Genomic DNA, 13288 nt, shown 5'->3' with positions numbered 1-13288 from the left:
AACTGATTTGGTGGAGGAATTCGAATGAAAAAGAAAATTGCAGAGTATGAAGTTGGTGAACAAGTCGATATTTTCTTGTTAATTAAAACAGCGACAAAAGGTATCGCGAGCAATGGAAAGCCATTTTTAACAGTAATCTTACAAGATCCAAGTGGAGATATTGAAGCGAAATTGTGGGACGTATCACCAGAAGTTGAGAAACAATATGTAGCGGAAACAATCGTGAAAGTGGCTGGAGATATTTTAAACTACAAAGGCCGTATTCAATTACGTGTGAAACAAATTCGTGTTGCAAATGAAAATGAAGTAACAGATATCTCAGACTTCGTAGAAAAAGCACCAGTGAAAAAAGAAGATATGGTTGAGAAAATTACGCAATACATATTTGAAATGAGAAACCCGAACATCCAGCGTCTAACAAGACATTTATTAAATAAGCATCAAAACGAATTTTTAGACTATCCAGCAGCGACGAAGAACCATCACGAGTTCGTATCTGGACTAGCTTATCACGTCGTATCGATGCTTGATTTAGCGAAAGCTATCTCAAATCTATATCCATCATTAGATAAAGACTTACTATATGCAGGCGTTATTTTACATGACCTTGGTAAAGTAATCGAGTTATCTGGCCCAATTTCTACAACGTATACGTTAGAAGGAAATTTATTAGGCCACATTTCGATTATGGTGAACGAAATTGGTAAAGCAGCAGACGAGCTGCAAATCGATGCAGAAGAAGTATTAATTCTTCAACACATCGTCCTTTCTCACCACGGAAAAGCAGAATGGGGTAGCCCGAAACCACCATTAGTAAAAGAAGCAGAAATTCTGCATTACATCGATAACTTAGATGCAAAAATGAACATGATGGACCGTGCATTAGGACGCACAAAACCAGGCGAATACACAGAGCGTGTCTTTGCTCTTGATAATCGTTCGTTCTATAAGCCGACGTTTCATAATTAATAGTGTAAATCAAATGGCCTCATTAAGTGTTAAAAGCTTAGTGGGGCTGTTTTTTTATTAAAAATGAAATAGTTAAGAAGTACGCATGGGTGTAACGAAGAACTAATAAAACATATCTTGCCACTAGAATGGGAGCATATCAACTTTTTAGATGCGTGTCGATTGAATATGAAAGATATTAAAATTAGAATCCCTTCAGCCTTTACAACAAGTCTAAAAATAAGAGCCAAATTTTATGTTGAAATTTGTTTAAAGTATATTTTCATTACAATGTGGGTGAGCCCCCATCTCCATTAAGCTAAGCTTATATAAGTTACATTTCACGTGAAATTTTTTTGTTCTTTCTTTTTAATGTACACCGAATTGATTTAAGTTTCTAATTATACAAATAACTTTGACTATAATGGTGACTTCTTGTAAAATTATATACATATAAAGGGACTTTTTGGATTATTTGAGAAGGGTCTAGTATTCTTTTTTTAAATGACAATAGGATTTGAAGAGGGAGAGACAAGAATACCATGAAATATTTGAAGAAAAAATCGGGGAAAATTTTATTAGCAACGGGATTAGCATTTTCTATGGCAGCTTGTGGTGTAACTGATAACAAAGAAAAAACAAATGCTGAATCTAGTAAACAACAAAACAATAATAATAATAATGATTCAAGCAATAATAACAATAACAGCAATGCGAATAACTCTAATGGCAATAATAATAACAATAATGAAAATAACTCTAATGGCAATAATAATAACAATAACAGCAATGCAAATAACTCTAATGGCAATAATAACAATAACAGCAATGCGAATAACTCTAATGGCAATAATAACAGCAATGCAAACAATTCTAATGGTAATAATAACACTAATACAAATAATGAATGGGGCACTAATAATAGTAATAACTCGAATAATAATTCAAACAATAATCAACAAAAACCTAATCAAAATCAAGAGCAATCGGCTACAAGTGTAACTTTAGAACAACATGGGATTATTGTTACAGTTCATAAAGTTGAACAAGCTGATAATATAGTTCGTGTGAAGTACACAATTAATAACACTACAAACCAAACTATTTTTTCTGGTGCACCTGGGGCTAAAATAGAACAAAACGGAAAAAGTACAATACCATCAGATTTCAAAGGGAATTGGGATCAAAGAGGGTATATTGCTCCTCATACAAGTGTAGATGGAACAAACCTTTATTCATTGAGCGATATAACAAATGAATTTGACTTTAAAATTAGACCTGATTTTGAGGATATGAAGAATAATCCACCTGTTGAGTATTTTATTTTAAGGGTAAAAATGCATTAATGAAAAATAAAATAAAAGAAGATCGAACTAGATAGTCTTTCTAGATTGATCTTCTTATTTTATATTCTCCTTCATTGCACCACTTTTGCAGTATCCCCTTGCTCAAATCATCATAAACGTGATACATACTTACTTCCTACTTAGGGGAACTGAAGCACGTTTTCCAATCTTTCACGCAACTCTTCAGTTTCGTTCGGATGAACAAATAGAGTAGGAAACAGATTGGAAGATGCAGTGTTCACATCATTCTTATCAAATTCCGCTCCAATTAGAAGGGAGAGATATGATAACAATTATGTTAGAGGGACGTTGCAGCTGATGCGGAAATGGATACATGAAAACGTAAGGAAAAGTTTATAAAAAAGACTTAGCGTTATAAATCCACATTCTTATGACGCTATCCCATATAGAAATTCACCATTATCCAGTCCAAAATGTTATGCAATAAAAAAATATCTCGAATTTGAGATAAATCTCTTGCTTTTTAATCACTTGAGGTGTAAAGTGATAGTAACGAAAGCGATTGAGTCATATGAAAAACATACACTCAGTTGCTTTCGAGTTACAAAACAAATTAACTTATGCGGTAAAAACTAAGATGAATTTACAAAAATATAATTAAGAATAAATTGAAACGTTAAAAACCATATTAGTTGTGGAAAATGTCATTTTTTTAGTTATCACTTGACTAGTAAAACGAAACGGAGGAATAAACAATGTATGAAATTAAAGGGCATCATCACATTTCGATGGTTACGAAAAATGCAAATGAAAATAATCACTTTTATAAAAATGTACTTGGTTTACGTCGCGTGAAAATGACAGTGAACCAAGATGATCCATCAATGTATCACTTATTTTATGGAGATAAAACAGGAAGTCCAGGTACAGAATTATCATTTTTTGAAATTCCTTTAGTAGGAAAAACGTACCGCGGTACGAATGCCATTACTCGAATTGGATTACTCGTTCCTTCAGAGGATAGCTTACATTACTGGAGAGAACGATTTGAGAAATTTGATGTGAAACATAGTGAAATAACAACATATGCAAATCGTCCTGCTTTGCAATTTGAGGATGCTGAAGGCCTTCGCTTAGTACTACTCGTTTCAAACGGAGAAAAAGTAGAGCACTGGGAAACTTGGGAGAAATCAGAAGTTCCTGTAGAGCATCAAATTCAAGGAATGGGTTCTGTGGAAATGACAGTTCGTAGACTTGATAAAATGGCGAGTACACTTACAGACATGTTTGGTTATACAGAGGTTAGCCGCAGCGAAGAGGAAGCAATTTTTCAGTCCATTAAAGGCGAGGCTTTTGGAGAAATCGTTGTGAAATATTTAGATGGTCCTACTGAAAAACCGGGCCGCGGTAGCATTCACCATTTAGCAATTCGTGTAAAAAATGATGCAGAGCTTGCTTATTGGGAAGAACAGGTGATACAAAGAGGCTTCCAGTCTTCAGGAATCATCGACCGTTTCTATTTTAAAAGCTTATATTTCCGCGAATCAAACGGAATCCTATTTGAAATTGCGACAGATGGACCAGGATTTACAGTTGATGGAGATGTGGAACATTTAGGAGAAAAACTTGATTTACCACCGTTCCTAGAAGATCAGCGTGCAGAGATTGAAGCGAATTTAGCACCTATTGAAGAGAAGTAATAGAAGAGAAAAGATAAAATAAAATTTAAAACCATTGGAGGAATAGAAAATGAACCAATTAAAAGGAATTCACCACGTTACAGCAATTACAAGTAGTGCAGAAAAAAACTATGAGTTTTTCACTCATGTTTTAGGAATGCGTTTAGTTAAAAAAACAGTAAACCAAGATGACATTCAAACGTATCATTTATTCTTTGCAGATGATAAAGGTAGTGCAGGAACAGATATGACATTCTTTGACTTCCCAGGTATTCCAAAAGGAGTACACGGTACAAATGAAATTTCAAAAACTTCATTCCGTGTTCCAACTGATGCAGCGTTAGCATATTGGGTGAAACGTTTTGACCGCCTGGAAGTCGAACATACAGGAATTAAAGAGCAATTTGGTAAGAAAACTCTATCTTTCGTTGATTTCGATGATCAACACTATCAATTAATTTCTGATGAATTAGATAAAGGAATTGAATCAGGTACACCATGGCAAAACGGACCAGTTCCATTAGAATATGCAATTACTGGTTTAGGACCTGTATTCATCCGTATTGCAAACTTTAGTTTCTTCAAAGAAGTATTAGAAAAAGTTCTATTATTTAAAGAGGTTGCGCAAGAAGGAGAATTCTATTTATTTGAAGTGAACAAAGGTGGAAACGGTGCATCTGTCATTGTAGAACATAATACGGTTCTTCCAGAAGCACGACAAGGTTTTGGTACGGTTCACCATGCTGCATTCCGCGTAGAAGATCGTGCTGTATTAGAAGAATGGATTGAGAGAATCAGTAGCGTTGGACTTCCTTCATCTGGCTATGTAGATCGTCACTTCTTCGAGTCATTATACGCAAGAGTTGCACCACAAATCTTATTTGAATTTGCAACAGACGGTCCAGGATTTATGGGAGATGAGCCATACGAAACACTTGGCGAAAAATTATCTTTACCTCCATTCCTAGAGCCAAAACGTGAAGAAATCGAAAAATTAGTTCGTCCAATTGATACAGTAAGAAGCACGAAGGAATTTATTAAAGAGTAAAAGTAGAGATAATAAGTAGGAGAGCAAGTAGTTTTAGCTGATAGCTGGAACTGCTTGCTTTTTTATTTGTTCTATTAAGTTTTCTGACAATTGTTTCTCAAGTTATTAAAAAGGAAAACTTTGGTATAATTCATTTAAATTATAAATTTTCTGATAATTATTTTTCAATACATAGAAAAGAGGTGATAATATACAATTTGGATAATTGTATAAATATCCTAATTTTGTAAGTTTAAGAAAAGGGGATGCGAGTGTATGGGAGCAGATGTAGTAACAAGGGAGCAAATGAAACATTCTTTAGATGATTGGTATCGTGTAATGTTGCAGCAAAATATAGAGAAAGCAACGGAGATGAAAGAGGAGATTGATAGTAAGATTAGTAGGCTGGATGTGGATCAGGATGTATTGCTTTATCATGCGTTATTGAACTTTAGATATGATGCATTAGTTGATTGGATTTCAGTTAGAGAAGATAGTTTTGATAAAGTGGACGCTTTCGAAATTCCAACAGAAGGATTTTTAGCTTATTATTATCACTTTTTCAAAGGGTTTCATTGTACATTAATTTCAAATTATAACGAAGCGAAAGAACAGTATGAGCAAGCTGAGAAGTTATTAAAATATATTGCAGATCCGATAGAGCATGCGGAGTTTCATTATCGGATGGGGAATTTCTATTATCATTCCTATCAACAAATCAATGCAATTGATTATTTGAAAAAGGCAAAAGAAGATTTTACGAAGCAACCAGGATATGAGATTAATTTGGCTTTATGTAAGAATGTATTGGGTTTATGTTGTATAGATTTAAGACAATTTGAATTGGCGGAGGAAAATTTTAATAATGCATTAAATGTTTTCCAACAAGCTAATCATGAAAAGTATATTTTAATGGTTAGAAATAATTTAGGATGGCTATACGGCAGTCAAGATTTATCTGATTTAGCGATTAGACATTTAAGTGAAGTTACTCAAAAAATGCCTAAAAATTTTAAAGCAATTTTTACGGAAGCGGAGGAAAACTATAAATTAGGTAGGGTAGAAACTGCTAATGAGTTAATAGAATTAGGCTTAAGAATTTGTAACGAATTACAAAATAAAGAATTCCAATATCGATTTATAATTTTAAAAGAGCTGAATATTAAATCCAGTGCTAGTCAATTAGAGAAAGTAACTTTAGAAGGGATTTTATATTTTGAAGAACATTCTCTTTTAGAGTGTGTTAAAGAATATATGGAAATATTAGCTTATAAGTTTTATCAGGAAGAAAATCATGAAAAAGCTAGTAAGTACTTCTTTATTAGTAGTCAAGCTCAAAAAAGAATTCTCAAAAAGGGAGCGTTAAAATAAATGAAAAAGGCTAGTTTATTCATTACCGGTTTAGTAGTTACACTGTCAATTGGACTGAATTCTTTGGCTGGGTTTCAAGAGCAATCATTAAATAGAGGAGACACAGGCGGAGCACCAGCAAGGCCAGACTATGTTAGTTTTAATAAAGGAGATACTGGTGGGGCACCAGTAAAACCAGACTATGCTAGTTTTAATAGAGGAGACACGGGTGGAGCGCCAGCAAGACCAGACTACGTTAACATTGGTGAAACAGGCGGAGCACCAGCAGATAATAGAGGAGACGGCGGCGGAGTAAGCCAACTATAATAACAAAGAAAGGGACCTCACAACGAGGTCTCTTTTCTTTTTACGACTAAAAACAATTGACTTACTTTAAATATGTAACTATAATAGTTACAAAATAACCATAAGTAATAGAAATGAGTTATATTTTTTTAGCATAATTGTAACTGTATCAGTTACAATTGAAAAGAGAACATAAAATAACCAAAATATGTAAAAACTTTAAATAGCAATAAGAGAAAGGAGACGGGAATGTTGAAACGGTTTAAGTTTTATATGATTAGCGGTATTGTGCTCGTTTTGCTTATCGTATGTAACTTTGTTGATAAGCCAATTGCGAAGGTTGGAGAAGTGAAAGATACTGTTATGATGAAGCTGAATACGAAAGAGAGTATGGCGCAAATTGACGGGCAGACGATTTATTTTAAGAAAATTGGTGAGGGGAAGCCTCCTTTACTTATGCTGCACGGGTTTGGTGGTTCTTCAGATGGATTTAGTGATATTTATCCGGAACTAGCGCGGGACCACACGATTATTGCAGTGGATATTTTAGGGTTTGGACGTTCTTCTAAGCCAATTGATTTTGAGTATTCGTTTCCTGCGCAAGTGAATTTATATTATAAGTTAATGAAGAAGCTCGGATACGATCAGTTTGCGGTGCTCGGTCATTCGATGGGCGGAGAGATGTCCCTCAATTTAGCGTATTTATATCCGGACGCAGTGACGCATCTCATTTTAGCAGACTCTACAGGAATTGAATCTTTCCAGCAAAAAGAAAGTTATGAAGTGCCGCCGCTATCAACCGATCTTCAAACGGTAACTGAGATTACGGATTACAATAAAAGTGAAGTGAGAAATAGTCGTGATGATAAAGGGCATTATGATCAGCTGACGAAAATGAGAGAGCGCCGCATTGCGATGGAAGCTGATAAAATTAAGGTGCCGACTTTAATTATATGGGGACGACACGATAAGAGTGTTTCTTGGAAAAATGGTGAACTGTATCATGGGCTATTTGCGAATAGTACGTTCCATATCATTGAAAAAGGGTACCATGCACCGTTTCGTCAGGAACCAATCGAGTTTATGGAATATGTACAAGCGTTCTTCACGAAGAATCCACAATGATAAAATTTTAAGCATAAAACTACTTCTTTCCTCATACAGTGAAACTAATAAGGCTTGTCTAAGGAAAGGAATGAAGTTGAGTGGAAACTTTACCATGGTGGGTGTATCTTGTAATCGTTGGGATCGTATTAAGTGGCTACATGGTTTTATATACTTCAAAAAAAGAGCAAGAGATGGATAATGAGTTTATTGAAAAAGAAGGCGAAGTGTATATGAAGCGTTTAGCAGAAGAGCGCGAGAAACGTAATCAGGATAGTGATAAGGATTCTGTATTGCTTTAATAGAAATGTTCAAAGGCTACCATCTAGTAGAAGGTTACATCTAGGTGGTAGCCTTTTTCTTTTTGGGGGAGCATGTATACGAAATTCATCATGAACTTTTATTGATGGCATTTATATATATGTTTCCTCATAAGAATGGAACTAGCGGGGTATTTTACTGGGGGGGATTAAAAATGCATAGGGATGAAACTTCATTACATCCGGATACAGGTGTTACATCTGTAATGTTTGTTGAGCGTTCATTAAATGAAATTCGTTTTTGGTCTAGAATCATGAAGGAACATTCTCTTTTTCTTCGCTTAGGGTTTAGATGCGAGGATACGCAATTAATCGAAGAGGCGAATCAATTTTATCGATTGTTTGAACATATTGAACAAATAGCGCATTCCTACACAAATGAAACAGATCCTGAGCAAATCAAAAGATTTAATGCAGAAGTACAACAAGCCGCAACTAATATTTGGGGGTTTAAACGAAAAATTTTAGGATTGATTCTCACATGTAAATTACCAGGACAAAATAACTTTCCACTGTTAGTTGACCATACAAGTAGGGAAGCTGATTATTTTAGAAGACGTTTAATGGAATTAAATGAAGGGAAATTAGATGCCCTTCCTGATGCTATTATTAAAGAAAATGTTTTCTTTCTAAGGATTATGGCAGACCATGCTAAATTTATTGGTCATCTTCTTGATCCATCAGAAAGAAAGCTTGTAGATACAGCTCGGAATTTTAGCAATGATTTTGATGCATTAATGTATCAAGCAATTGACTTAGAATCAATGAAACCACAATCCCAAACAGTCCCTCTTTTAGATCAATTTTTAGATCAAAATCGTGTGTCAGTTGCATCGCTTCGGGATTTTAAGAAGACAGCACGTGATTTAATTGAGCAATGTAAAATAAAGAGTATCATTCACCCACTATTGGCAGACCATGTTTTCCGTGAAGCTGATAGATTTCTTGAAATCATTGATATGTATGATGTTCATCTTACAAATATTCAATCACAACCTAGATATTAGAAGGTAAGGAAAGATACTATTTTGCTTTCAGTTGAGAAGTTAACAATGTATTGTTAGCTTCTTTTTTGTGTAGAAATGTCTCTTTAAAAACTACATAATTCCCTTTGACCAAATATGTAATTATTTGTAAAGTGATATATATGGAAAGATTGTGAATATACAAGAAATCTATGTGTAGTAGATTCTAATAAATTATTCGGGGGGAATTTATTAGTTAAGTATATTAACTTTTTGTGCTAAATTTTACAAATAAAGGGTTATTAGTAATCATGAAAGCAAAAAAATTAGTAAGTTTAGCATTACCAGTATGGAAACACATTACAAATTTATCATATGGACGATAACGTTCGTATTCGGTATGCAAAACAATAAATAATCGGCAAGAAACTCTGTAATAATTTTTACAGGGTTTTTGTTCGTTCTAATTGTATTTCTTCATTATTTTCCTAGATACTAGTATAAGTTGGGAGATGAATAAAATGATTTTCTTTCTGGAAAATGATAAGAAGGGGAATCAGGATAGTGATAAGGATTCGGTTTTATTATAATTATGGGAGCGTGGATAACATGTCGTTATCCACTGTTTTATTTCCTAAAATATATCAACGATTTTTCAAATATATCGAACACAACTTGAAATATATCAACGATTTTTTCAATATATCGACGATTCGACATAGGATATCGACTTACCGACACAAAACGACAATATTAAGAAGCACGGTTATTGTTCGGGAAATTATTATTGGAACATAGCATATAGAGTGTACATACTAAATAGCACCATTATAAGCTGTAACGCACAAGTTGCACAGCCTACGCAACGACAACTCGCTTTACTCATCATCATGTATTTGCTCTTACTAGATGTAGATAGGTGAGAAACATAGTATGATTTTTAGTGAACGTTTAAAAGAAGAACGAGAAAAATGAAAGAAATCCCCTACACCAGCTGTTCTTTTCACTCAAATTGTGTACTATAAAGGATAGGATGACATAAAGAAGGGGACATTTAGAATGGAATTTCATGAACAAAAGATTTTGCCGGCAGTGAGGCAAATTAAAGATTTGGAAAAGCTATTACATAGTTCGTATGAGTATATCGTTATTTTAGATATTCATGTCGGTCAATTGAAGAGTGTTATATCGCTTGCGAAGCAATATTGTAAAAAGGTGTTTTTACATGTGGATTTAATTCATGGCTTGCAGAGTGATGGGCATGCGACGGAGTATTTATGTCAGGAATTTAGACCGTACGGGTTACTTTCAACAAAGGCGAGCGTCATTATGAAGGCGAAGCAAAAAGGTGTTGTGGCAATTCAGCGTATTTTTTTAATCGATTCGAGTGCAATGGAGAAAAGTTGCAATCTTTTAGAAAAGACGAAGCCAGATTATATAGAGGTGCTCCCAGGAGCGTTAACGGATGTGATCGCTGAAGTGAAAGAGCGTACTGGTGTACCAATTTTAGCGGGTGGTTTTATTCGTACTGTTGATGATGTAGAGAGAGCTTTAAATGCTGGTGCGACAGCAATTACGACATCAAAACGCGAACTATGGAAACATTACCAAAAAAAGTGACGAAAATGTGAAATAATTCTGTTGACACCGCTTTCATTAACGGTTAACATTATAGACAAGTTAATAAACGTGACGGAGAAAAGTAGAGATCCACATTTCATTGTTTCTATATAAATTTATATAGAAGCGTGCAAAGCTGTGGGTCTTTTTCTTTTGACAAAAACGAATGGCCATTCATTTTACCTCTATCACATTTGAAAGCGTTTAAATTGATTGTGGAGGGATACTATGTCAGCATTTTTAGGAGAGTTAATAGGGACTGCGTTGTTAATCGTACTTGGTGGCGGCGTTTGTGCTGGTGTAAGTTTAAAGAAGTCGTTTGCGAAAGATTCTGGTTGGATTGTTATTACAATGGGCTGGGGCTTAGCGGTAGCGGTTGCAGCGTACGCGGTTGGATCAATTAGTGGGGCACATTTGAATCCAGCTTTGACGATAGGATTAGCATTTAAGGGAGCGTTCCCATGGGGTGACGTACCTGGTTATATCGCAGCACAAATGATTGGGGCAATTATCGGGGCAGTTATCGTATATTTACATTACTTACCACACTGGAAAGAAACAGAAGATCCAGGAACAAAGTTAGGTGTATTTGCAACAGGTCCAGCAATTCCGAACACATTTGCAAACCTTTTAAGTGAAATGATTGGGACATTCGTTTTAGTATTTGGTATATTAGCAATTGGTGCAAATAAATTTGCAGATGGATTAAATCCATTTATCGTAGGTTTCTTAATTGTAAGTATTGGTTTATCATTAGGTGGAACGACAGGATACGCAATCAACCCAGCACGTGATTTAGGTCCGCGTATCGCGCACTTCTTCCTTCCGATTGCAGGAAAAGGCGGTTCAAACTGGAAGTATGCATGGATTCCAGTAGTAGGTCCGATTTTAGGTGGATCACTTGCAGGATTATTCCATCAAGTTGTATTTGAAGGAAAACAAAATGCAGCACTTATTTATGTGATTATTGCAACTGTGATTGTACTAGCAATCTCTTATATGACAAGCAAAAAAAGTGGAAGCAATACAAATAGTAGAAAAGTAGCATAAGGGGGAAACCATTATGAAAAAATATATTCTTTCATTAGACCAAGGAACAACTAGCTCACGCGCAATTCTTTTCAATAAAAAAGGTGAAATTGTTCATTCAGCTCAAAAAGAATTTACACAACATTTTCCAAAGCCAGGCTGGGTAGAGCATAACGCGCAAGAAATTTGGGGATCTATTTTAGCGGTTATCGCAACTTGCTTAAGCGAAGCAGATGTAAAACCAGAACAAATCGCTGGTATCGGTATTACGAACCAACGTGAAACAGCGGTTGTATGGGATAAAACGACTGGTAAACCAATTTATAATGCTATCGTATGGCAATCTCGCCAAACAGCTGAAATTTGTGATGAATTAAAAGAAAAAGGTTATGGCGAAATGGTTCGCGAAAAAACAGGTCTTTTAATTGATGCATACTTCTCTGGTACGAAAGTAAAATGGATTTTAGATAACGTTGAAGGTGCAAGAGAGAAAGCAGAAAACGGCGATCTATTATTCGGAACAATTGATTCGTGGCTTGTATGGAAACTATCTGGTGGTAAAGCACACGTAACGGATTATTCAAACGCATCACGTACATTAATGTTTAACATTCACGACTTACAGTGGGATGATGAGCTTCTAGACATGTTAACAGTACCAAAGAGCATGCTTCCAGAAGTACGTCCATCATCTGAAGTGTATGGAGAAACAATTGACTATCACTTCTTCGGGCAAAATGTACCGATTGCAGGTGTAGCTGGTGATCAACAAGCGGCATTATTTGGACAAGCTTGTTTCGGTGAAGGTATGGCGAAAAATACTTACGGAACTGGTTGCTTCATGCTAATGAACACTGGTGAAAAAGCAGTAGCTTCTGAGCACGGTCTATTAACAACAATTGCATGGGGAATAGATGGTAAAGTAAACTACGCATTAGAAGGAAGTATTTTCGTAGCAGGTTCTGCAATTCAATGGTTACGTGACGGAATGCGCATGTTTAAAGATGCAAGTGAGAGTGAAGTGTATGCTTCTCGCGTTGAATCAACTGACGGTGTATACGTTGTACCAGCATTCGTAGGATTAGGTACGCCTTACTGGGATAGTGAAGTACGCGGCGCTATGTTTGGTGTAACGCGCGGTACGACGAAAGAACACTTCATTCGTGCAACACTAGAATCTTTAGCTTACCAAACAAAAGACGTATTATGCGCAATGGAAGCAGATTCAGGTATTGAACTAAAAACATTACGCGTTGATGGCGGAGCAGTTAAAAATAACTTCTTAATGAAGTTCCAAAGTGATATTTTAGACGTTCCTGTAGAGCGTCCAGTGATCAATGAAACAACAGCTTTAGGTGCAGCGTACTTAGCTGGTCTTGCGGTTGGATATTGGAAAAACCAAGATGAAATTAAAGAACAGTGGCATATGGACAAACGCTTTGAGCCAACAATGGAAGCGGAAACAAGCGAAGAGCTATATGCTGGATGGAAAAAAGCAATTGAAGCAACAAAAGCTTTCAAATAATCATAAACAGTGTTATAATGGTGACAAGTTAATAATTCGGTAGGAGATTTGGAGAGACCACAACACGCTATAGAGGCGAAATCTATAGCGGAGTTTGTGGTCTCTTTT

Annotated in this window: 12 protein-coding genes; all 12 read left to right on the top strand. The window is 35.5% G+C overall.

What is annotated here, in order from left to right; all coding sequences use genetic code 11:
• The first annotated feature begins 24 nt into the window (after positions 1 to 24).
• Positions 25 to 969 carry a 3'-5' exoribonuclease YhaM gene (yhaM, locus tag MR147_RS09475; RefSeq protein WP_000726639.1) on the top strand — a complete coding sequence of 315 codons (945 nt, stop codon included), beginning with the start codon at positions 25 to 27 and terminating at the stop codon, positions 967 to 969.
• 521 nt (positions 970 to 1490) lie between these two features.
• A complete protein-coding gene (locus tag MR147_RS09470) occupies positions 1491 to 2294 on the top strand; it encodes a hypothetical protein (protein ID WP_242303960.1) in 804 nt (267 codons plus the stop codon).
• 716 nt (positions 2295 to 3010) lie between these two features.
• Positions 3011 to 3955: a ring-cleaving dioxygenase gene (locus tag MR147_RS09465; protein WP_242303959.1), complete on the top strand. Its 945-nt coding sequence runs from the start codon at positions 3011 to 3013 to the stop codon at positions 3953 to 3955.
• Positions 3956 to 4004: 49 nt separating this feature from the next.
• Entirely contained in the window at positions 4005 to 4982 is a 978-nt protein-coding gene (locus MR147_RS09460; RefSeq protein ID WP_001072541.1) for a ring-cleaving dioxygenase, read from the top strand.
• 255 nt (positions 4983 to 5237) lie between these two features.
• A complete protein-coding gene (locus MR147_RS09455; protein WP_242303958.1) occupies positions 5238 to 6332 on the top strand; it encodes a response regulator aspartate phosphatase in 1095 nt (364 codons plus the stop codon).
• Complete coding sequence (locus tag MR147_RS09450) at positions 6333 to 6638, top strand: hypothetical protein (RefSeq protein WP_242303957.1); 306 nt, start codon at positions 6333 to 6335, stop codon at positions 6636 to 6638.
• 228 nt (positions 6639 to 6866) lie between these two features.
• A complete protein-coding gene (locus MR147_RS09445; RefSeq protein ID WP_242303956.1) occupies positions 6867 to 7742 on the top strand; it encodes an alpha/beta fold hydrolase in 876 nt (291 codons plus the stop codon).
• A gap of 80 nt (positions 7743 to 7822) precedes the next feature.
• The gene (locus MR147_RS09440) at positions 7823 to 8023 is read left to right on the top strand and encodes a sporulation YhaL family protein (protein ID WP_000449227.1); all 201 of its coding nucleotides are present in this window, start codon (positions 7823 to 7825) and stop codon (positions 8021 to 8023) included.
• A 173-nt stretch (positions 8024 to 8196) separates the two neighbouring features.
• Positions 8197 to 9048, top strand: a complete 852-nt coding sequence (locus MR147_RS09435) for a DUF2935 domain-containing protein (protein ID WP_038356538.1) — start codon at positions 8197 to 8199, stop codon at positions 9046 to 9048.
• Between the two features lie 1017 nt (positions 9049 to 10065).
• The gene (glpP, locus tag MR147_RS09430; RefSeq protein WP_000394287.1) at positions 10066 to 10626 is read left to right on the top strand and encodes a glycerol uptake operon antiterminator GlpP; all 561 of its coding nucleotides are present in this window, start codon (positions 10066 to 10068) and stop codon (positions 10624 to 10626) included.
• 228 nt (positions 10627 to 10854) lie between these two features.
• Positions 10855 to 11676, top strand: a complete 822-nt coding sequence (glpF, locus tag MR147_RS09425) for a glycerol uptake facilitator protein GlpF (RefSeq protein WP_001272188.1) — start codon at positions 10855 to 10857, stop codon at positions 11674 to 11676.
• A gap of 13 nt (positions 11677 to 11689) precedes the next feature.
• Positions 11690 to 13180, top strand: coding sequence for a glycerol kinase GlpK (gene glpK / locus MR147_RS09420; RefSeq protein WP_242303955.1), 1491 nt, complete (start codon positions 11690 to 11692; stop codon positions 13178 to 13180).
• Positions 13181 to 13288 lie beyond the last annotated feature (108 nt).

Origin of the sequence: Bacillus cereus group sp. BfR-BA-01350, assembly GCF_022663775.1 — a bacterium.
Taxonomy (GTDB): Bacteria; Bacillota; Bacilli; order Bacillales; family Bacillaceae_G; genus Bacillus_A; species Bacillus_A paranthracis.
This window is presented reverse-complemented; position numbering and strand designations above follow the sequence as displayed.